3 protein-coding genes are annotated in these 23,505 nt (G+C 73.6%); all 3 read left to right on the forward strand.

Annotated elements, in window-relative coordinates; all coding sequences use genetic code 11:
* Position 1: 1 nt before the first annotated feature.
* Genes QSK25_RS02240 through QSK25_RS02250 form a run of 3 tightly spaced genes read left to right on the forward strand, consistent with a single transcriptional unit; the run spans position 2 to position 23,432 of the window.
* A complete protein-coding gene (locus QSK25_RS02240) occupies positions 2–21,889 on the forward strand; it encodes a WXG100-like domain-containing protein (RefSeq protein ID WP_285631744.1) in 21,888 nt (7,295 codons plus the stop codon).
* The gene (locus QSK25_RS02245; protein ID WP_285631747.1) at positions 21,886–22,830 is read left to right on the forward strand and encodes a hypothetical protein; all 945 of its coding nucleotides are present in this window, start codon (positions 21,886–21,888) and stop codon (positions 22,828–22,830) included. Before QSK25_RS02240 ends, QSK25_RS02245 begins: the two co-directional genes overlap by 4 nt.
* Positions 22,827–23,432 carry a type VII secretion system-associated protein gene (locus tag QSK25_RS02250; protein ID WP_285631750.1) on the forward strand — a complete coding sequence of 202 codons (606 nt, stop codon included), beginning with the start codon at positions 22,827–22,829 and terminating at the stop codon, positions 23,430–23,432. The genes QSK25_RS02245 and QSK25_RS02250 overlap by 4 nt, the downstream gene beginning before the upstream one ends.
* Positions 23,433–23,505 lie beyond the last annotated feature (73 nt).

Here is a 23,505-nt window from a genome sequence, read left to right on the forward strand (position 1 = left end):
GATGAGCGGCGAGGACCAGGTGACGCACCTGCCGCCGGCACTGCAGAAGTTCTTCAACGTGGTGCTGGGCCTGGAGTGGCCCGAGGCGAGCGAAGGCGGCCTCAAAACCCTCGCCGGAGCCTGGACGGACGTCGCGGACTCCCTGGAGGTCTTCGGCGAGCACATCGGCTCGAGCACCACGCAGATCGACGAAGCCCTGGACGGCGCACTGGGCGAAGCGGTGACGCGCGTCCTGCGCGGCGACCTAGAAGGCGGCGTCGAGGCCCTCGTGGGTGGCGCCCGCGACCTGGCGAAGGCCGCGAAGACCACGGCCGCCGACGTCCAGAAGACCAAGATCATGCTGATCGCGATGGCGGCACTGGCCCTGGCGACCGTGATCTCCCTGCTGTGGTCGCTGATCTTCGCGTGGATGGTGCCCGCCGTCGAAGCCGCGGCACAGGTGGGCCTGAGGCTGTTGCTGCGGGAGTTGGCCGCGCGCGTCTCCGCCCTGACGGTGCGGGACGTCGGCGTCGCGATCGCCCGGGTCGGCATGGACGCGGCGAAGTTCGGTGCCATCGGCGGCGCCTTCATGGGAGGCCTCGACGGCGGCATCCAGCTGGGCCAGATCGCGGCGGGCGTGCGGGACGAGTTCGACCTGGAGTCGTTGAAGGGCTCGGTGATCGGCGGTGTCGTGGGCGGCGCGGTCGCCGGCGTGGCGCACTCGGCGGCACGAGGCGTGGTAGCCGGTCTGACGGCACCGACACGTGCCCAGATGCCGGGGTACATCCGCGCGATGGGACACCTGGGCTACGCCGGTGCCCAGATGGCGGCGACGGCGGTGGGCAACCCGCTGGTCAACATCGCCACGGGGATGCGCGGCAACGTGTGGGACGGCATCATCAGCGCGGCGTCCCGCGCCGAGGGGATCCACGGTGGCTCCCGCGCGAAGACCGCTGACGTGAAGCCGGTCGGTGAACTGTCCATTCCGGACAAGCTCGACTTCTCGGTGGACGCGCCGGTCAAGGGCGATGGCAAGGCTTCGGTCGGCGTGCCCGCCGAGGGCGACGGGAACACTGTGTCGGTCGACGTGCGGTCCACGGGCGATGGCAAGACCACTTCGGTCGAGACGCCCGTGACGGGTGGTGGGAAGAAGTCGGCGAGCGGCGCCGGTCGCGTCGTCGCGGACAGGTCCCAGGACGATGCGAGCGAGGCGCTGCCGCCCTACTCCGCACTGGATCAGCGCGTGTCGGTGGAGGGCGAGGCGCCTCCGGGCTACGCCGAGGCCGTCGCGGCGGGCGTGGAAGGGCGTCCGGCGGGGACGGCCGGCCCTGGGGAGCCCAGTGCTTCCTCCGACGCCGCCCGTGGCGGTCGCGGGGCCGAATCCTCCGTGGACGGCACGGTCGCGTCGCAGGCGACCCGGGGTGCCGCGGCACCCCGGGGCTCCGCCGGGACGACGCGAGCCGACGCCGGTACAACGGAGCGGGAGAACGTGCGCGGCCCGGTGATGGCGTCGCGGGAAAGCGGTGTTCCGGCGGGCAGCGCCGGAGGACCTGGTCGCGCCGGCGGAGCCGGAGGCATCGCGGCGGGTGGTTCCGCTGTGTCCGGCAACGCCTCGCCTGCGGGGGAGGGCCGGGCCGGGGGAGTGGGCGCGAAGAACGCGGGCGATGTCCGTGTGGGCACCGGGGACGCCGTGCGCGGCGGTCCGCAGGTGGTGTCGGCTGGTCCGAGCGTGCGCGCTTCCGGAACGGCCGGTGGGCCGTCCTCCGTGGCTGCTCCGCAGGCGGCGACGGTTGTCGGTGACACCCGCACTGGTGTGGCCGCCGGGATGCCTGCGTCCGCCGCGACCGCGTCGACCTTGCCTGCAGCCACCGCAGCCACCGCCGCCCACGCCGCCACCGCAGCGCCCGCCACCGCAGCGCCCGCCACCGCAGCGCCCGCCACCGCGACCGCGTCGGCCGTGCCCGCAGCCCCCGCCGCGACCGCCGCCGCCGCGACCTCGGCCGCCACCGCCGCGACCTCGGCCGCCACGGCCACCGTCGGTGCCGCGGCGGCCGAGGTGCGGACGGCGGACGGTGCGTCACCGCGGCTTCACCGTGTCGGCTCTGCGGAGTTGTCGTTCACACCCGACGCGCTGACGCCCGCCCCGGCACCGCGGCCCGTGCTGGAGGTCGAGAGCTGGCGGCATTCGCCCGCCTCGGACGCGGCGTGGTTCTCCCCGGCGGCCGAACCCCTGCGGCCGGCGGACTGGGCGAGTCTGCGGGACCAGGCCGAGGTGCGCACGGTCGACACCGAGCTCTTCGACCCCGCCCGTGCTGCGGGCACCGATCCGGGGCGGCTGGCCGGGTTCGAGCAGTTGGTGCGGTACGACGTGCGGCGCATGGAGGTCGAGCCGGGGCGGTTCGTGCAGGAGTTCACCGTCCGGCTGCGGCTGGACGACTCGGCGGTCGGGGCTGCGGCCCGGCAGCAGGTCGAGGCCGCCTTGCCGGCGCGCGTGGACCGGTTGTGGAACAACGGGTTCCGGCTGCCCGGTGGGGACCAGTTCCACCTGCGGGTCGACTTCGTGGGGCCGCGCGAGCCCGCGCACGCTCAGATCCAGCTGGTGACGGCGGCCGCGTCCAGCGACCAGCTCCGCTGGCGGGTGGGCGATGTGAACGCGCTCTCGCACGAGATCGCGCATTTCACGGGTCTGGTCGACGAACACCGTGACACCAGGCGGACTTTCCTCACCGGCGGCAACCGCGTCCAGACCGACGACGGGCCGATGGGCACGGCGATCCACCGCGACGCCCAGGTGAAGCCCCGGCACCTGTGGCAGGTCGAACGCACCATGGTCGACCAGCTCGGTCCGGTGCGGTCGTGGAACCCGGTGCGCGCCACGGCCGAACTGCCCGACTTCACCGTGCCCGCGGCGGAACCGGCCGCCTTCCACAATCCCGCGGTACCGATGCCGCCCGCCACGAGGGACCAGGTCGCCCAGCTGCGCCGGCACATCGCGGCGATGCCGGAGGAACACCGGGAAGGCTTCGGCGATCAGCTCGACCGGTGGGAACGGGAGAGCGACGGCGCCCGGACCGAGGAACTGGCACAGCTCCTCGACGACGTGCGTGAGGAACGGCTCACGTTCGTGAACGCGCTGTTGTCCGAAGCACAGGCCGACATCGCCGCGGGCCGCACCCCGCTGGTCCTGCACCCGGACGGCATTCCCGGTGGCTCGACCGCGCGCCCGGACGTGCGGTTCGGGTTCGAGGTGGGGTTCGAGTTCGACTTCCCGGGGAACATCGGCGACGAGCTCGAAAGCCGGGGTTTCCTGGAGTGGAACGACGCACGCGACTTCGACGACCCCGGCCACGAGGCGCCGCCCGGCAAGTGGAAGCTGGTCGGGAAACCCGGCGACCCGTCCGCGGCCGAGCTGGTCTCGCCGGTGCTGCGCGGTGGAACGGAAGCCTGGCGCGCCGTGGCCGAGGTGCTGGAGGTCGCGCGGGCGCAGCGGGACGACGACGGCGCCGCACCGGACGCGACGGTGGCGGGCGGGCACGTCAACGTCAGCCTCGACCGGCCGTTGACCGACGCCGAGGCATGGCACCTCAGCGCGCTCTTCAAGGGCCTCGAAGCCGTCTTCTATTGGCTCGGCAACGGGATCGGCCCCGGCTCGGACCACAGCGTCCTCGACGGAGCGCGGCCGAACCCCCACCCGCCGGCGCCGGAGGCGTTCGCGGAGGCCGACTCGTACGAGATGCTGAACCACGGCGAGCACGACGGCATCAACTTCGCGCACCTCGAAGAGGACGGTCCCGGCGAGCGGGTCGAGTTCCGGTTCTGGACCGGCTCGACCGACCCGGCCGTCTGGCAGGCGCACGCCGAGATCAGCGGCGCGATGCTGCAGGCGGCCGCCGACCCTTCGATCCGGACGCGGCTGAACGCACTGCTGCGCGACCCGCTGCTCTTGGGGGCTCCCGGCCGCCCGAACACCCGGGAGTTCTGGGCCGGCAAGCTCCTCGACGTCCTGGAACTGCTGCCGCTCAGCCCGCAGGCGCAGCGGACCGTGATCAGCCGCGCCGCGCTGAGCAGGCCGTGGGCGCCGAACGAGCACAGCGATCCCGAGTGGCGTTCCCGGACCGTCACCAGCGCCGGCGTCGAGATCTTCCCCGCACCCGAGGTGTCCGCGCCGAACGCAACCGCGTACGTGCAGCGGATCAAGCCCCACGACACGGCCCAGGTGCTCACGCTCACCCTCACCCCGGACGGGCAACAGGTGCGGCTGTGGGACGGTGCGGTCGTCCCGGTCGAGGCCTTCCTGGACATGATGCGGAACCGGCGGCAGGACACCGCGGAGGAGGACGGCGCGGCCCTGCCGCAGTGGATCGGGCTCGCGGTGGCAGGCGGCGCCCGCACCCTCGCCCAGCGGCTGGCCGACGCGCGTGAGGTGCCGGTGCTGGCCGCCGAAGGCGAAGTGCGCGTCGACCACGACGGAGACCTGATCGCGACGGTCGACGGCGGTGAGGGCCAGTGGGTCGAGTTCAGCCCCGGCCGGCCCCCGTTCCCGACCGAGGAGGAGTCCTTCGCCGACGCGCTCGCCGTCGTGGAGGACCGGCACCAGGCCCACACCCTCCAGCCGGATTCCTCCAGGGAGGCCCTGGACGCCGTCACCGCACAGGAGGTGGCCGACGTCGACGGGAACCGGAACCTGGTCAGCTACCTGACCGCCGACCGCGCCCGTGCGGCGGGTGTCCGCCACTGGCCCCTGACCCTCGACCAGACCCAGCGGGTCATCTGGCCGGGCGGGCGGCCGACCACCGTGCCGCGGATCGACGCACCCTGGGCGGTCGACGACGAACGCGTGCCGCCGCGGTTCGTGTTCCTGCAGGCCGACGGTGAGCGGTTCGTCTTCGGAGCGGGTGACGGCGAGGTGACCCTCGACGTCACCGGTGCGGTCGAGCGGGTGGCCACCGACGAGAGGACGAGGCAGCACAGCGACGGAGGGGTCGTGCCACCCCTCGTGGTCCTGGTGCACGACGACAGCGGCTCCGGCGGTGGGCGCCTGGCCGAGGCGTTCGTGGGAGGACTCGTCACCGCTGGTGGCTGGAGGGAGACCCACTACCGCCAGGGGCCCTTCCACGTCAGCCCCGTGGGCGATCTCGTCTTCACCGGTGACGTGTCGGTCACCCGCGGCCCCGGGATCGAACCGGGCTGGTTCACGGTGCCGCCCGACGGGCACGTCTACGACTTCCCCGGCCGCCTCGGGCCGGTGACGGTGGAGCAGAGCCAGTCGGTGCTGGTCCGCGCGGGCGTTCCCGCCGGCCCCTCGGTGGTCGTCGTCTTCGAAGGAGGCCCGAACCACGCCCTGGTGCGACGTCAGGACGGCGCCCGGGTGCAGCTCGACGGCACCCGCTTCGGTGAGCTGCTGCTGGCGGTCCCCGAGTTCCGCCGACGGGTGGTCGACGGACACACCGTGGTGGTGTTCGGCGACCGGGTGGAGCCGGGAGCCGCCGAGAACGGCGTCGGCTTCGACGTGGCCGGGGCGTTGCACACCGCCGGGTACTTCAACCCCGTCCACGCGCTCGGCCGGACCGAGGACGGGACCTGGGGCGCGTCGTTCGTGGCGGGCCTGCGACCGGGTGACATCGCTGTCGACAGGATCGAGAACGGTGACGGGCAACCGGTGGGGCTGCTCGCGCGGCATCCCGGCGACGAGGAACTGCGGCAGCGCGTCGCCGACTGGGCGGCCGGGCTGGAGCAGTCGTCGTTCACCACCTACACCGGTGCGGACGGCCGGCCGCACCCAAGCCCCTGGTCCCGCCGGCCGGTGTTGCTGTTCGCCCGCGCCGGTGGCCACGTGTACCACGTCACCCGTTCCGACGGAGCGCACCTCCAGGTGGGAGCGCGCGACTTCGCCCGTGCGGTGGGCGGCGGGCAACTCCTGCGCGACCTCCTCGGCACCACCGGCCACTCCGCGAGCGGCACCGTCCAGTCCAGGCCGATCCTCCTGGTGCCCGTCGGCGCCCCCCTGCCGGACCCGCGCGTCGTGGCCGGTGAGCTGAGCCGGGCACTCGTGCCGCAGGGCTACTCCCGCAAGGTGTTCGTGCCTGATGGCAACATCGCCATGACACCGAGCGGACTGACCGTCGGGGGCGCTGGTCTGCTGCACGCCGACCCGCCCGCGCTGGGACCGGACGACTTCGTCACCAGCCCGGTACCGCCCAGGGGCGATCGGGTGTACGGCCAGTTCTTCCCGGCCGAGCGGGACGACTGGATCATGATGTCCCAGAGCTCCCGGGGATACGGTTCGCAGCGGCTGTACTTCTCGATGCCCGCCGGTGCCACCCACGGCGGCGAGCCCCACCTGCTGCCCGCTCCGAACTACACCTGGATCGTCGACGGGCACAGCACCGCGAGCACCGGTCTGCACGTGGCGATGGCGACGGGCCGGAAGTACCGCCTGGGCGACCGGCTGGACCTCAACGGGTCGGCCGCCGTCGCGGCCGTCGCGGGGAGCAGGCTGTTCCAGCACAACCACCCGGCTTCGCCCGTCCACCTGCTCATGCTCCAGTGCGACTTCGACGCGGCGCTCCTGAACGGACGGGCGAGCGCGGCAGCCGCGATGCGCGAAGCCTGGGAACGGGAGATCTCCCCGCTGGGCAGCATGGTCGCGGCCGGCCGGACCGTGACCGTCGGCGGCGACGGCACCTTGTCCGCCAAGGACTACGGGCACTTCACCGACCTGGTCGGGCCCGCGCACGAACCCATCCCGCTCGACGACCTCGCCGGCACCGGCCAGTTGCGGGCCGACGGGCCAGAGGAGGTGCCGGCGTTGGCCAGGGAGACGGCCAGGGCCGCTGCCTGGAGGCGGGTCAGGGCGGTGCACCCGCCGGTCGTGCGGACCTTCGGCTCGGCCGAGGAGCAGGCCCGGGCACGGGCCGAGTTCGCCGCGGCCTTCGACGCCGAAGCCGCGGTGCTCACCCGCGCCGAACTGCCGGTGGGACGCCCGGACGTCGAACTGCACGACGGAGGGCCGCGCCAGGCGAACTACCCGCTGGTCCACGTCACCCTGCCGGCCGCGGAACTCGGCGAGATCGCGCTGTCGGGCGGCGATCGGATGGAGATCAGGCGCGCGTTCGCCGCACTGGACCCGCGACTGCGACCGGGCACCACGTCCTCCGACGGAGCCCGGCGGCCCGTTCCGATGCCGCCTGCGAGCGTTCGCCCGGCACGGAGGGCGGACCTGCCGGCCGCGTTCGGCGCCCTGCCGCCGGCGCCGGTCCGGCGGCCCGTGCTGGAGGTCGAGAGCTGGCGGCATTCGCCCGCCTCGGACGCGCCGTGGTTCTCCCCGGCGGCGGAACCGTTGCGGCCGGAGAGCTGGGCGCACCTGCGGGACACGGCCGAGGTGCGCACCGTCGACACCGAACTCTTCGAACCCGCCCGCATCGCAGGCGCCGAGCCGGGCCAGCTGTCCGGGTTCGACCAGGTCGTGCGGTACGACGTGCGCCGCGTGGAGGTCGAGCCGGGCCGGTTCGTGCAGGAGTTCACCGTCCGGCTGCGGCTGGACGACTCGGCGGTCGGGCCGTCCGCGCGGCAGGCGGTCGAGGCCGAGGTGCCCGCGCACCTGGACCGTTTGTGGAACAAGGGTTTCCGGTTGCCCGGCGGGGACCAGTTCCACCTCCGCGTCGACTTCGTCGGCCCGCGCGATCCCGCCCACGCCGGCATCACCCTGCTGTCCGGCACCGCTGCGGACCGCAGCACCCAGTTCCGGTGGCGCGTCGACGAAACCGCGGCGCTGTCGCACGAGGTCGCGCACTTCGTCGGTCTGGTCGACGAGTACGCCGACACCGGGCGACCGTTCCTCACTCCCGGACGCACCCGCTTCCAGACCGACGACGGCCCGATGGGCACGGCGATCCACTTCGGCGCCCAGGTGAAGCCCCGGCACCTGTGGCAGATCGAACGCGCGCTGGTCGGCCAGCTCGGCCCGGTGGAGTCGTGGAACCCGGTGCGCACCACGAACGGCCTGCCCGACTTCACCGGGAACGTGCTCGCGCCGCCGCGAGCCGACGCCCTGGTCGCCACGCTGACCGACCGGATCGCCCAGCTGCGCCGGCACCTGGCGGCGATGCCCGACGGGTTCGAACCGGCGCTGCGCGACCGGATCGAGGTGTGGGAGCGCTCGGCCGAGGTGCTCCGCAACACGCGGCCGGACGCCGTCGACGCGTCACGCCTGGCCGAACAGGTCAGGAGCCTGGAGCAACTCGTCCAGAAGGTGCGCGACGAACGGCTGATGTTCGTGAACACCGTGCTGTCCCAAGCACGTGCGGAAGTCGAAGCGGGCGGCAACCCGCTGGGCTGGCATCCGGGCGGTGTGCCGGGCGGGGTCACCGCCCGCCCCGACGCCCGGTTCGGCTTCGAGATCGAGTTCGTCCACCCCGCTCCCGGCCGGATCGGGAACGCGCTGGAGGAGGGCGGGTTCCTCGAGTGGGCGGACGGGGCGAAGTTCGACGACATCGCGCAGGAGGTGCCTGACGACAAGTGGAAGCTGGTCGAGGAACCCGCCCACCTCGACGGGGCCGAGCTGGTCTCACCGGTGCTGCGGGGCGGCCCGCACACCTGGAGCGTGGTGGAACAGGTGCTCGGCGTCATCAGGACACAGCACGACCGGGGTGACGTCCTGCCGAGCTCGGAGCGCACGGGCGGGCACATCAACCTCAGCTTCGACCAGCCGCTGAGCCGGGCCGACGCGTGGGCGTTGAGCGCGCTGGGAAAGGCGTTCGAAGGCGTGCTCTTCTGGCTGGGCAACAGGGTGGGCGCGGACTCGGACCACCGCGCCATCCAGGTGGTCGGGCCGAACCCGCTGCCGCCGCCGTTCGAGTCGTTCACGGCGGGGCACTCGTTCGAACAGCTGAACCACGACAAGCACGTTGCGATCAACTTCGCGCACCTCGAGGAGGACGGGTCCGGCGCGCGGGTCGAGTTCCGCTTCTGGGCCGGTTCGCTCGACCCGGAGGTCTGGCAGGCCAACGCGGAGATCAGCGGCGCGATGCTGCAGGCGGCCACGGACCCGTCGATCCGCCCTAGGCTGGACGAGCTGCTGCGCGACCCGTTCGTGCTCGGAGCTCCCGGACGCCCTGACTCGGAGGCGTTCTGGAACGGCAAGCTGCTGGACTTCATGGAGTTGCTGCCGCTCGGCCCCGAGGCGCAGCGGACGTTGATCCAGCGCGCCTCGGTGAGCCGGCCCTGGTCGGCGAGCGAGCAGAGCGACGCGCAGTGGCGTTCCCAGATGATCACGCGCGCAGGCCTCGACCTGTTCCCGGGACCCGGGGTGTCCACGGCGAACGCTGTCTCGGTCGTGCGGCGGATCCGGTCGCACCAGGCGGCCCACCTGATCTCGGTGTCGCTGACCCCGGACGGCCAGGGGGTGCGGTTGTGGGACGGGACCACCGAGCCGTTGAGGAAGTTCCTGCAGGTCATGAGGACCAGGCGGATCGGCGGGCTGGACGACGACCGGGCCGCGGTGGTCCTACCGGACTGGCTCGGTCTGGCCGTCGCCGGTGGTGCCCGGGTCCTCGCCCAGCAACTGGCGGACGTGCGCGAGATACCGGTGCTCGCCACCGCCGGCGAAGTCCGCATCGACGCCGACGGTGACCTGGTCGCCGACCGCGCAGCGGGCGGGTGGATCGAGTTCCGGCACGGCACCGATCCCCTCCCGACCGGCGAGGACTCCTTCGCGAGTGCGCTGGCCGTGGCCGAGGACCGGCGAGCGCTCTCCGCGCGGCCGGACGTCACCCGGTACGAGGCGGCCGACATCGACGGGCGTCCCACGCTGGTGACGTACCTGCCGGACGAGACGATGCGCTCGACCGGTGTCCAGAACTGGCTCGGCAGCACCGACCAGGCGCAGCGCCTCTTCAGTCGCCGCACCGAGGAGGACGAGGCGGAGACCGTGGTGGCTCCGTGGGCCGCGGCGCTGGACAACGGACGCGTGCGGCCGCAGTTCGTCCTGGTGCAGGCGAAGGACGACCGGATCGTCTTCGGGTCCGGCGGCGGTGTCGTGGAACTGGACGTCGTGGCGGCCGCGCAGTGGCTGGCGTCGGACGTGCGGTTGCGGCCGGAGACCGCGGGCACCGCCGTGCCGCCGCTGGTGTTGCTGGTGCACGACGGAACCGGCGCCGCCGCGCTGGGCGAGGTCCTGGTGCGCGAGTTCCTCGGCCTCGGGGGCTGGCGCGAGACGTACCACCACCAGGGTTCCTTCGAGATCAACAGCACGGGTGTGCTGACCCTCGAACCGGACGGTTCCTTCACCGAGGGGCCCGCGCCGGCACCGGACCAGGTGCGCTGGCAGTCCGACGGACGGCTCTACGACTTCACCCTGCAGGCCGGGCCGGGCGTTGCCGACGTCCTGCGCGCCGCCGTGCCCGGACTCGGCACCGTGGGCCCAGATCTGATCGTCAACGCTCACGGCGGCGCCGGGCACACGTTGCTGCAGCGCAACGACGGCACGCTGGTCGAGCTGGACGGAGCACGAACCGCCCGGCTGCTGCTCGACATCCCGCAGTTCCGCCGGCGGCTCGCCGCCGACCCCGGGCTGCCGGTGATCGTCGCCGGGGGAGGGACGGGCGTGCCCGCCGGTCACGGCGGACTCGCGTTCGACCTGGCCGGGGCCTTCCACCGGGCGCACCACTTCAACCCGGTGCACGCACTCGGGCAACTGCCCGGCGGGTCCGCGGTGTCGGCGCTCGTGTCCGGTCTGCGCGAAGGCGATCTGGCCCTGCGCGAAGTCGAGGGCCGCGACGGCGCGAGGGTGGGAATGGTCGTGCGCCGTCCCGGCGACGACGAGGTCCTGCAGCACATCAGCGACTGGGCGGCCGGGTTCACGAACGACGACTTCGCCACCTACTTCGACGCGCAGGGGCGGTGGCACCGGAGTCCCTGGCAGGACCCGCCCGCGCTGGTGTTCGCGCACGTCTACGAGACGGGCTACCTGGCGTGGCGGGTGGACGGAGCGCCCCAGAGGCTGAACACCGGGGAACTCGCCGCGGTCCTCGGCGGCGAGGAGGCCTTCCGCGACCTGCTCGGCCCCGCCGGTGAGAGCCGGGGCAGCGCCCAGACCTCGATACCGATCGTGCTGGTGCCGGTGGGCGGTGCCGTCGCGGACCCGAGGCTGCTGGCCGCGGAACTCGCGCACGCGCTGGTACCGCACGGATACGCCCGCTCGGTGTTCGTCCCGGACGGCGTCCTGCACCTGTCCCCGGCCGGTCTGGGGTTGAACGGCAACGGCTTCGTGCGGGTTCAGGCGCCGGAACCGTTCCCGGACCAACTCGTGAGCCACCCGTTGCCCGGGACCGGCACCGTCCCGTATGGACAGTTCTTCCCGCGGGAGACCGTGGACGTGGCCGACATGGCGCGCAGTGGTCGCGGCTACGGATCACAGCGGGTGTACTTCTCCAGCGCGGCGGTGACCGAGGTCGAGACGCCCTACCTCATCCCCGCGCCGAACCGGACCTGGGTCGTGGACGGCCACGGTGCGGAGGACGCGGGCATGCTGGTGACGATGTCCACCGGCAGGCCGCACCGGCTCGGCGACCAGCTGGACCTGCACGGCCCGGCGGCGGCCGCGGCCATCGCGGGCAGCAGGCTGTTCCAGCGGTACCACGGTGCCCGGCCCGCAGACCTCTTGATGCTGTTGTGCTCCTACGACCGGCCGTTCCCGGACGGAGGCCCCACCGCGGCCCAGGCGCTGCGCGATGCGTGGGACCACGGCGTCTCGCCGTTGAACAGCCTGGTGGCCGCGAACACGGACGCGTCGGCGTCCTTGCTGGGTGCGTTGATCGCCGAGGACGGCGGTCACTTCACCGACCTCGTCCGGCCGGGTGTGGATCCCGTTCCCCTGGCCGACTTCGCGGTGTCGGGCACCTACCGGGCAGGCCGGCTCGACGAGCTGTCCCCGCTCGCCAGGACGGTGGCGCACGCGGCAGCCTGGCGGCGGATCAACAACGCGCCGAAACCGGTGCTGCGGATCTTCGGCGAGGGCACCGACCAGGCCAGGACCCTCGCGGCGTTCGGCGCGGCCCTCACCGCGGCGGGCACGGCGCTCGCCCGCTTCGCACTGCCGCTGGACCACACCGACCTCCGGGTGGAGCACAGCGGGCCGCGTCACAACGGCGGACCCCTGGCGGAGGCCGTGTTCCCGGCGGCGGACCTCGGCACGCTCGCCCTGGCGAGCCGGAACCGCCAGACCATCCAGCAGGCGTTCGCCGCACTGGACCCCCGGTTCCGGGCGGCACCGGCACGGGGCTTCGTCCCGATGCCGCCCGCCTCCGCCGACGCCGGACCGTCGCTGGGCGGCCCACTGGTGCTGACCGATCGGACCGGCGACCCCAACCTCGTCAGTCTCGTGTCCGAGGACGTGCGTGAGCAGCTCAACGTGGATGCCTGGCAGTGGTCCACCGAGCACAGCAGGCGGGTGCTGTCCGTGCGGGATTCCGAGGGCCTGGCGACCGAGTGGCCCGCCGACTGGGCGTCCACAGTGGACGCGACCCGGACGCCGCCGCGTTTCGTCGTGCTGCAGGCCGAACCCGGCGGGTTCGCGGTCGACCTCGGCGAGGGGACCACCCGTGCCTTGACGCCGGAGGAGACGGCGCACCTCCTGCTCTCCGATCCCCGGACCGGAGGCGCGCTCGCACCCCTCGTCGTGCTCGTCGACGATCCCGATCCCTTGCGGGACAAGCCGGAGAGCGAGGAGCTGGTCGGCCACCTCCTCGACCTCGGCGGGTGGCGCGAGATCTACCACCACCAGGGCGAGTTCGCCTTCGAGAGCTCCGGGGTGCCGGCCCTGCCCGAGGACGGGCACGTCTCCGCCGGTCGTGATCCGGCACCGGACGAGCTCGTCTGGCGGCACGACGGTGCGACCTTCGACTTCACCGCGGGGACCTCGCCGGCGGCGAACGTCCTCCGCGAGGACCGGCCGACGGTCGTCGTCGCGGTCAGCGGTGGGCCGGGGCACGCCTCGATCGCCCGCCCGGGAGGACGCGCGGTCGAGCTGGACGGCGCGCGACTGGGCCGGTTCCTGTTGTCCCTGCCGGAGTTCCGCGAACGGCTCGGCGCCGCGGACACCCGGCTGGTGATCCAGACCGACCACCCGCAGGTGCGCAACGTCCGCGGTGGTTTCGGCCACGACCTCGCGGGTGCCCTGCACGCGGCGGGACTGTTCCACGACGTCCACGTGCTGCCACCCGCCACCGGCGCCTCACCGGTGCTCGTCTCCGGACTGCGCGACGGAGACGTGCGGACGAAGCTGGTCCTCAACAACGACGGCGTGCCCGCCGCGCTCCTGGTCCGCTCACCGGGTGACGACCAGTTGCTCGCCGACCTGCGGGGGTGGGCCAAGGGGAGCGGGGCGGACCTCGGCGGGTTCACCGGCGGTGGGACACGGCTCCCCGCGCCCTGGGCGGTCACGCCCGGCGTGGTCGTCGCCCGGCATGGAGAAGGCGGTTTCCAGGCCGTGCGGTCCGACGGGCAGCCGCTGTCGCTGCCCGCGGGCGAACTCGCGGGCGTTCTCGGCGACGGCGCACAGCTGCGCGACCTGCTGGGACCGGGCCAGGCGGAAGCGCACCGCCACCAGGCCAAGCCGGTCCTGCTGGTGGCCGCGGACGGGCTGACCCGTGACGCGGACGCCACCGAGTTCGCCGCGGGGCTGGTTCCGGGCGGGTACGCGCGGCCGGTGTACACGGCCGACGGGACCCTCGCCTTCACCCCCGGCGGCATCGAGACCTCCGGCCAGAGGTTCTCCCTCGCCGAGGCACCCGAACCGGGAGCCAACCGCTTCCTCGCCTACGACTGGCCCGACGCGGGGCTGGGCGTTCGCGGTCAGTTCTTCCCCAGTTCGGCCTTCGACGCGGTGCAGATGGGTGCCTTCGCGTTCTCCTCGGACGGTGGCCGTGCGTACCTGTCCTCGGACGGGCGAGGAGGGGAGTCACTCCACCTCCTCCCCGCTCCGCGCCAGACGTGGACGACCCTGGGGCACGGTTCGCGCTCCGCGGGACTGATCGCGGCGTTGGCGTCCTCCCGGACGCACGGCCGTGGGGACGCCCTGTTCCTCGACGGAGCCGCAGCCGCCAAGCTGATTCAGGGCACCGACGTGTTCCAGCGCAGTCATCCGGCTTCCCCCGTGAACCTGCTCGTGCTCGCCTGCAACTTCGGAGCCGAGCGGAACGACGGCGCGGACAGCGGTGCGGCGACTCTGGCGGGAGCGTGGTCCTCGGAGCGCTTCCCCTTGCGCAGCCTGCTGGCCGCGACGGCGAAGGCCGATCTCCACTACGGCGGGAAGGTGGTCGTCCACGACGGTGGTCACTTCGCGGAGTTCGCGGGTCCCGCCGAGCGCCCCGTTCCGCTGGCCGACTTCACAGAAACCGGCGTTTACCGGGTGGAAGCCGGGAACCCGGCGCGTCCCGGCAGCCTCGGCGCGATCAGCGAACTGGCCCGGCGCACTGCCCGTGGCGCGGCCTGGCGCACGATCCTGTCCGCGCTACGTCCGTCCGTGCGGATCACCGGTCACGGCACCACGACGGCGGACGCGACCGGGGCGGCCCAGCGGGCCGCTGCCGCGTTCAACCGGGCCTACGACGACGAAGCCGAACTGCTGGCCGGGTACGACGTGCCGGCCGATCGCGCGCAGGTGGACCTGCTGGTGCTCACCGAGATCGGTCCGGACACGGGTGGGCGCCCGGCGGCCGTGGAGGTCACCTTCCCGAAGGCGGACCTGGGCCGGGACGCTGTCGCGCAGGGCGAGTGGGAGTCGATCCGGGCGGCGTTCGCCCATCTCGACCCCGAGGTCCGGGCGGGTGCCCTCGACCGCGCCGAGCCGGTCACCGCCGAGCAGGGGCCGACGGTGACGGTGGGGCCGCCCGAGCCCGCCGCGGCACGGGTGCTGGCCGACTCCCGCGGCGAGGTCAGCCTGCTGGCGTTCGCGACCACGAGCACCCAGCAGCGCGTCGAGGCGGCGAACTGGGGACGTTTCTCCGAGCACTCGCACCGGGCGTTGCGGCTCAAGGGGAACGACGAGCTGGAGGTTCCCTCCGGCTGGCGGAACGTCTTCGACGGGAACCGGACTCCGCCGAGGTTCGTGCTGCTGGAGTTCGGCGGCGGTGCGTTCCGCTACACCGGGGCCGACGGTGCCGTTGCCACGGCGGGCGTGCGGCAGATGGCCGAGCTGGTGGCGGGGCACGAGGAGTTCCGCAGGCCGGGTGCGGGCGGGGTGCGGGCGCCGGCGGTCCTGCTCGTCTTCGACGATTCCGCCGCCACCGCACCGCCTTCGCTGACCGACGACCTGGTCGCGGCCGTGCGGGCACTCGCCGGGTGGCGTCCGATGTGGACGTACCACGGGGCGTTCCGGTTCGCCACGCGCGGGAACGTCCAGATCCGGGGTGTCGACGGACTCGGCAGCGGGCCGGGCGTCGACCTTCCCGTGCGCCGCACCGACGCGGGATTCGTCGTGGCCGGGCCGCAGTCCGTGCTGCGACTGGACTCCCGGTACGGCGACGCCGTTCGCGAGATCTCCCGGCGGTCCGAGGACGAACCGCTGGTGGTGTTCGCGAGCACGGCCGAGACGCACGCCGTGGTCGACCTGCCCGGCGGGTCCCGGGCCGAGTTCGACGGGGCGGACCTCGGCCGCGCGCTGGTGGCGGACCCGGCTTTCCGCGCCGGGCTCGACGAAGGCCGTCCGGTGCTGCTGGTGGGTGAGGACGCGGGGAAGCGGGCCGACCACGGTGGTGTCGGGTTCGAGCTGGCCGGTGTGCTGCACCGGCACGGCTACTTCCAGGACGTGCTCGCCGCGACCGCGGGCGGGCGGGAGTTCGCCGTGGTGTCCGGGCTGCGCGACGGGGACGTGGCCGTCGAGCGGCTGACCACGGCCGGTGGCGACCCGGCCGGGGTGTTCGTCCGGTTCCCCGGTGACGAGAACTTCCTGCGGCAGGCCAGGAACTGGGCGTCCGGGCAGGAGATGCCGTTGCCCGTCCCGGTGTTGCTGAGGCCGGCGGACGACGGCTACCACGCGCTGCGTTCGGACGGCTCCGCGCTGCGGATGCCGTTGCGGGAACTGGCCTGGCAGCTCGGGGACACGGAGTTGCTGCGCGGAGTCCTCTCGGCGTACGACGCTGCCGGGTCCTCGCGCGCGCCGCTGTGCCTGGTACCGCTGGCGGGCAGGCACGGCGAGCCGCACCCCGCCGACGACTTCACCGCCGGAATCCTCGGGCGGGGATACGCGCGCGAGGTCCTCACGACCTCTCTCGAGGTGCCCTGGAAGGGGTCGCACGGCCCCGTGATCGAACCCGGCTCGTTCCGGCCGGCTCAGCGGGTCGGCCCCGGACCGGACCAGCTGCTGTCCTACCCGGTCCTCGGCCCTGGACGGGAGGTGCGCGGGCAGTCGTTCCCGATGAGCACCTTCGAGGCGGCCTGGCGGTCACCCGACGCGGACCGGGCCGCGGGGCGGCGCACCTACCACCACCTCGACCTGAACCGGTCGTACCTGCTGCCGGTGGCGGGTACCTGGCACCTCCAGCTGCACGGCGGCGGGAGCTCACTCGGAGCGTCGCTGCGGACGGGCAGGCCCCACCGGTTCGGTGACTCAGTGGCGTTCGAAGGCGGTGCCGCGATGGCGGCGCTCGCGGGTGGCCGGTTGTTCGGGGCGCACCACCCGCCGGGGCCCGCCCGGCTGGTGCTGGCCAGCTGTCACGCCGCGACACCGGTCAACGGTGGTGAGAGCGCCGCGGCACGGTTGCGGGACGCCTGGCGCGACGGCAGGTCGCCGCTCGCGGCGCTGGCGGCCGCGGACACCGAGGTCTACGTGTCCACGCAAGGCGCCCTGCAGACCGAGGACGGAGGTCGCTTCGTCGACGTCGTCTCCGGGCGGACCGACCTCGTGCCGCTGGAGGACCTCGCCGCGGAGGTAATCCCGCCGGTCAGCGTGGCGGCGGACCGCTTCGCCGGGGTGGGGAAGACCGCCGCACGGGTGGCGCGGGCCGCCGCGTGGCGCCGGGCCGTCGGCGCGGGGTTGCCCGAGGTCGACATCGCCGGTGCGGGTCCCGACGCGGCGTGGGTGGTGGCGGAGTTCACGAGGGCGTTCACCGCGGAGGCGCGGCACCTGGCGCGTGCGGACCTGCCGATCGCCCTCACCGACGTCGTGGTGCGGGTGAGCCCGGATGCCTCGGCAAGCGTTGCGGCACAGGGAATTTCCGTAGCCCATCAGCTGAGCCGACGGGCGGGCGACATCGCCACGATCGCAGTCGCCCTGCCTCGCGGCGACGTCGGCGGACGGGCGCTGGCCACCCGTGACCCCGAGACCGTCGACCAGGCGTTCGGCGCGCTCGATCCGGCCCGCCGTCCTGTGCGAAACCCGCAGCCCTTCGGTGGGGACCTCGCGGTGGAGCCGTTGCGGAACGTGGACGGCGTCGCGATCGGGGCCGCGTTCCTCGCACCGGCCGAGGCGGCCCGCGCCAGGGCGGCGTTCTCGGCGAGCACCGGCACCCGGACCTACACGGCCGCCGTGCACCACGACGAGCGCGGTTTCCGGCTGCCGCTGCGCTCCGGTGGCGAGGTCGTCGTCGGCGTCCAGGACATGGCCGGTGTGCTCGCCGGGCTCGATGCGACGCGGTTCGGTGACTGGCGCGGCGGTTCGGTCCTGCAGTTCGCGAGCTGCCGCCTGGGGGCACCGGAGTACGCGCCGCGGCTGGCGGCGCTGTCCGCGCTCGCCCGCGGTGCCGGGTTCAGCGGGCGTGTGTGGGGGCCGGAAGGGCGGTTGGAGCTGACGCCGTCCGGTCTGTTGCGAGAACTGCCCGACGGCGACCTGCCCTCGCCCGGGGCGACGGTGCTGGGTGCGCCCGAACCGCGGGTGAGCAGGTGGACCGACGCCCACGGCCGGGAGAGCCTGCTCTCGTTCGCGACGGCCACGGCCCACAAGAACGTGGGAGCCGACCACTGGAGGCTGATCTCCGAGCACTCGCACCAGGCCCTGTCCCTGCTGGGCCGTGCTCCGGCGGAAGCCAGGCCGGGGTGGGCGGCCGCGTTCGACGGCACGCGGACGCCGCCGCGGTTCGTGCTGCTCGAGTTCGCCGGCGGTGCGTTCCGCTACACCGGTCCGGACGGCGCCGACGCCACGGCGACCGTGCGGCAGATGGCCGAGTTGATGGCGGCGCACAACGGGTTCCGGCAGCCGGACGCCCGTGGGATCCTGCCGCCGGCGGTCCTGCTGATCGCCGACCACTCCGCCGCCGCGACGCCTTCGCTCGCGCCCCAACTGGCTCAGGCCGTGCAGGCGCTCGCCGGCTGGCGTCCGATGTGGACCTACCACGGTGCTCTCCAGGTGATGAACACCGGGCAGATCCGCATCGAGGACGCCCGCGGCCTCGCCGCCGGCCCTGCCGCGCGGCCGCCGCTGCGCTCCGACGACGCCGGGTTCGTCGTGGACGGCCCGGAGCCGGTGGCGGAGTTGAAGAAGCGGTACGCCACTGCGGTTCGCGACGTCTTCCAGCGGCACGAGGGCAATCCGCCGCTGGTGGTGTTCGTGAACTCCGCCGAGACGCATGCGGTGGTGACCACGGCCGGCGGGTACCGCGTCGAACTCGACGGTGCCGACCTGGGTCGCGCTCTCGTTGCCGAGCCGGAGTTCCGCGCCGAACTCGACGAGGGCCGTCCGGTGGTGCTCGTCGGTGACGACGCCGGAAAACGGGCCGACCACGGGGGTTTCGGTTTCGAGCTGGCCGGCGTGCTGCACCGACGTGGCTACTTCCAGGACGTGTACGCCCCTGTTGCGGGACGGTTCGACGTGGTGTCCGGACTGCGGGACGGTGACGTGGCGGTCGAGCCCCTGGTGGGCCCCGACGGTGGCACGGTCGGCGTGTTCGTCCGGTTCGCCGGTGACGCGGACTTCCTCCGGCAGGCCCGGGAATGGGCTGCCTCCGAACGGGACGCGGCCGCGGTGTCGGTGCTGATGCGGCCGGCCGATGGCGGTTACCAGGCGCTGCGGTCGGACGGAGCCGCGCTGCGGCTGTCCCTCGCGGAGGTGGCGTGGCAGGTCGGGGACACCGGTCTCCTGCGCGACGCCCTGGCGGCCAGGGACCGCGTCCTCGACCCCGACAGGATGACGCCGACTCCGCTGCGGCTGATCCCCGTCGCGGGCAAGCTCGACGGTGCCAAGCCCGCCGAGCGGTTCGCTGAGGGCGTGCTGGCACGCGGCTACTCGCGCGAGGTGCTCGCCACGACCTCGGCGGTGCGGTGGACCGGATCGAGCGGACCAGAACTCCGTTCCAAGACGTACTACCGGGCCAAGCGGCCCGCGCCGCCGCTGGACCGGCTCGTCACCTATCCGGTGGTCGGCTCGGATCTCGCCGTGCGGGGTCAGTTCTTCCCCCTGGCCGCGGTCGACGCCGCCCGCTGGCACTTCCTCGCCGGGAGCCGGACCCGGCAGCGCGTCTACCACACCGCCGCCGACACCCGCTCCGCGATCGGAGCTGATCACTCGTACCTCCTGCCGGCGTCGAGCACCTGGCAACTGCAGGCGCACGGCAGTGCCAGGGGACTGAACGCCGTCCTGAGCAGCGGACGGCCTCACGCGCTCGGCGACGTCGTGGCCCTCGACGGTGCCGATGCGGTCTCGGCGGTGGCGGGCGGCCGGCTCTTCGGACAGCACCACCCGGCGGGGCCGGCACGGTTGCTGGTCGTCGCCTGTGACCAGGCGGCGAGCGAAGGCAGGTCCGACAGCCCGGCGATGCGGCTCCGGGACGCCTGGCGCAGGAGCGGGCCGCCGCTGGACGCCCTGGTCGCGGCACAACGCGAGGTCTGGCCGCTCGCCGAGGGTGGACTGGTGGTCGAGGAGGGAGGCCACTTCGTCGACGTCCTGCGGCAGGGCGATCCGGTGCCGTTGCGGGACCTCGCGGTGGAGACCATCGCTCCGGTGAGCGTGACGTCACGCGGGTCGGACCGGTTCGCCGGAGTCGTCAGGACCGCCGAGCGGGTCGCCCGTGCCGCCGCGTGGCGCAAGGTCCGCGGTGTGAGGATGCCGGAGGTCGAGATCGTCGGCGTCGGGTCGAACGCAGTGGAGGAGGCCGCGAGAACGGCGCGGGAGTTCGACAGGGCGTTCCGTCGGGAGGCTGACCGGCTGGCGCGCGCGGACCTGCGCGTCGACGCGGCCGACATCACCCGGACCGTCCATCCGAGCGCGGACAAGAACGTTGCCGCACAACGAATCCGTTCACTCGGGCACCGCCTGAGCCACCGGACCCACGACGTCGCCACGATGACGGTCACCCTGCCGCCCGGCGACGTCGGTGCACGGGCGCTCGGCAGCGGCGACGAGCGGGCCATCGACGCCGCGTTCGCCGCGCTCGACCCCGTTCGCAGGCACGGGCCGGTGGCGGAGGGCGACGGAGCGGTCTTCCACGCCGCCAGGGCCGCGCTGGCGACCGGTGCGCGGGCCGTCGACTTCCACCCGGGCGGGATCCCCGGCGGGATCAGCTCACGGCCCGACGCGCGGTTCGGGTTCGAGGTCGAGGTGCAGCTCGCCGGGCAGGACGCGATCGAGCGGGTGAGCGAGAACGCTCAGGAGCAGGAACTCGTCGAGCGGACCGATGACAGCGGTCTCACGGATCCCTCGGGCGAGCTCACCGGGAACCTGTGGCACTTCGTCGAGGAGTCGTCGCACCCGAACGGTGCCGAGATGGTCTCGCCGCTCTACACCGCCGGGACGGACCCGTGGGGGGAGACCGACCGGATGCTGGCCCTGCTGCGGGACGAGGGCGCGCGGGCGGACGAGATGGGCGGCCACGTCAACATCAGCTTCGCCGGCCACACCCCGCCGTCGGACTACGCCTGGTTGGTCCACCTCGTGAAGGCGTTCGGCGCCACCTGGTTCCGGCTGGGCAACCCGCCGGGTTCCGCGGTGCAGCGCGATCTGTGGCCTGCCGGGCCGAACCCGTGGCCGTCGGCCCCGGAGGCGGTCCGCACGCCCGCCGACGTGCGGCAGCTGAGCCTGGGCAAGTTCGACGCGGTGAACCTGCAGCACGTGCACGGGCAGGACGCGCTCGACCGGGTGGAGTTCCGGCTGTGGAGCGGAAGCCTGGACCCCGGGGTGTGGCAGATCCGCACCGAACTGTCGCTGGCCGCGTTGCGGGCGGCCGGTGATCCGGCCCGGCACGACCGGATCCGGGCCGCGATGGCGGACCCGGACCTGTTGTGGGACCCGGACTCGCCGGCGCCGGACGACGCCGCGCGGTGGGCGAGGTTCCAGTCGTTGCTGGACGTCCTCCAGCTCGCCCCGGCGGCCCGCGCCCAGGCCGTTCAGCTGTACGCGACGACGAGGCCGTGGGCGCCGACCGGGAGCAACGACGGGCACGGACGCCTGCTGTCGTTCGAATCCCCCGGCAACGGCCTGGTGTACCCCGGTCCCGCCGAGAGCGCGCGGGCGGCGATCGAACGCGCGCGGACGCTGCCCCGGTTCACCGGGGTGAGCGTGGTGGCGGCGGACCTCGCCGCCGCGACGGGCGAGGTCAGGCTGTGGGACGGCAGCGAACGCCCGTACCCCGAGTTCGCGCGGCTGATCTCGAACCGCCTCAACGAGCTCGACGACCTGAAGGTGGTCCTCCTCGCCGACGGTGCCTCGGCGGTGCCCGCGTCCGGTGCGCCGCTGGCGTCGGTGCTCTCGGAGGCCACCGGAGCCCGCGTGCTGGCACCGGCGGCGAACGTGGTGACGCTCGCGGACGGCCGGACCCTGTCCGCCGGCGTCACGAGGGCCGCCGACGGCACCGCCTGGCCCGGACCGGGCGGATGGGTGCTCTACGAACGAGGCCGGGAGATCGCCCGCGTCGCCGAACCCGATCTCGTGGACGCCGTCGCCGCGGCCGGGCTCGTCGGACGGACGAGGGCGGTGCCGCGATGAGCACTGTGCAGGATTCCTTGCACGCACTGGTGTTGCGGCTCACCGGTCACGTTTCCGACGAACTCGTGGCGCGGGCGCGGTGTGTGCTCGACGTGGACGGGCCGTCGCGCGCGGCCGCCGTGATCGCGTCCGGGTGCGCGGGGGCGACGCTGACCGAGCGGGACCTGAGCGTGCTGGCGGCAGCCGGGGCGTCGGTGCCCGGCGCCCGGATCGGTCCGCGGCCGGAACCCAGGTGGCGGTTTCGCCCGGACTCCGGGACCTTCGACGAGCCGCGGATCGCGCTCCTGGTCGTCTCGCTGGGCGAGGTGGACGGGGCGATCGGTCTGTGGCGGGCGTGGCGGGACGCCGCCGTGCCCGTCTACCTGGTCGCCGTCCGGGGCGGCGATCCCGCCGCGGTGGCGGGACGGCTTTCGCGGGCGTTGCTGACGTCCGGGGACACCACTCCGAGGGTCGAGGTGCTCGTCGAGGGCGAGCGGCCTCCCGAGTACCAGCGCCGGGCACTGGCCGCGGCGACGCTGCTGTGGTCGGCCAGGCCGGTGCGGCCGCTCTCGTTCGCCCGCGTGTACGACGGCTTCGACGACGCGGGCGTGCCCCGCCTGGATCCGGCACGCCCGCGGCTCGACGCCGAGCGCACGGCGTTCCTGCTCGACCGGTTGCGCGCCGGACATCCCCTGCTCACCACCGCGCTCACCGAACCGGACGTGCTCCAGCCGGACAGCGGCAGCGTGGTGCCGCTCGGCCTGCGCACCGACGGCGTCTGGATCTGGTCCGAGGCGGTGACCCACTACGTCGAGCGGCACCGGGTGGCCCCCGAACCTGGGCTGCTCCGGCACCTGGAGGCGGCGGAACCCGTCCGGGCCCTGGACAGCGTGAGCATCTACCACGCCCTCGCAGCACTGGGGCGATTCCGCCCCGAACCCATGACGGAAGGAAGAGCATGACCACCGAACAGTCCGATGTGGAGCAGGCGGACGAGAACTGGCTGCTGCTCATGGACCCGGCCTGGCAGCCGTCCGAGGAGAACGAGGCACCGCCGCTGCACGCGGTGGTCGGGTTGTGGCCGGTCGAGGAGGACGGCGCCGTAGGCCGGTTCCGCGCGAACCCGGACTACCGCCCGGTGGACGCCGACTCGCCGTCCGACCCGATCGACGCGGGCCTGCGGCTGGTGCTGCGCGGTGACGCCGAGATCGGCCAGGTCCAGGCGCTGCTGCGGGACTCGCTCGTCGACGTCGCGATGAACGGGGACGGCCGTCCGCTCGTCCTGAAGTCGCCCGACGAGATCCCGTGCGTCGTGGTCTGCACGAGCGAACCGCACCGGGCCCGGATGTTCGCCCCTGACTGGCGGCGCACCGACCTGGCCGAGGTCGTCGCCCTGCTCGCCGACGGGGTGGACGCGCTGATCAACCCCGGTGGGCCCGCGTCGGTGCGCCTGTCCGGGGACTTCCTGCGGGAGACGGTGAACCTCAGCGAGGAGGAGGCGAGGCAGTTGCTCAAGACCGAGGTCGATCCGGGCGAGCTGCGGATGGACACGTGGGCGGGATGACCGTCCTCCCCGCTTTCCGCCCGCGGCAACCACGATGTGAGCCAGGTCGCGCGATCGAGCGCGCATTCGTCCA

It is taken from the genome of Lentzea sp. NBRC 102530 (genome assembly GCF_030269365.1).
Classification (GTDB): Bacteria; Actinomycetota; Actinomycetes; order Mycobacteriales; family Pseudonocardiaceae; genus Lentzea.

Excerpts from the sequence above, each read along its gene's own strand:
- QSK25_RS02240 (WP_285631744.1), top strand. The coding sequence starts at position 2 with ATGAGCGGCGAGGACCAGGTGACGCACCTGCCGCCGGCACTGCAGAAG.
- QSK25_RS02245 (WP_285631747.1), top strand. The coding sequence starts at position 21,886 with ATGAGCACTGTGCAGGATTCCTTGCACGCACTGGTGTTGCGGCTCACC.
- QSK25_RS02250 (WP_285631750.1), top strand. The coding sequence starts at position 22,827 with ATGACCACCGAACAGTCCGATGTGGAGCAGGCGGACGAGAACTGGCTG.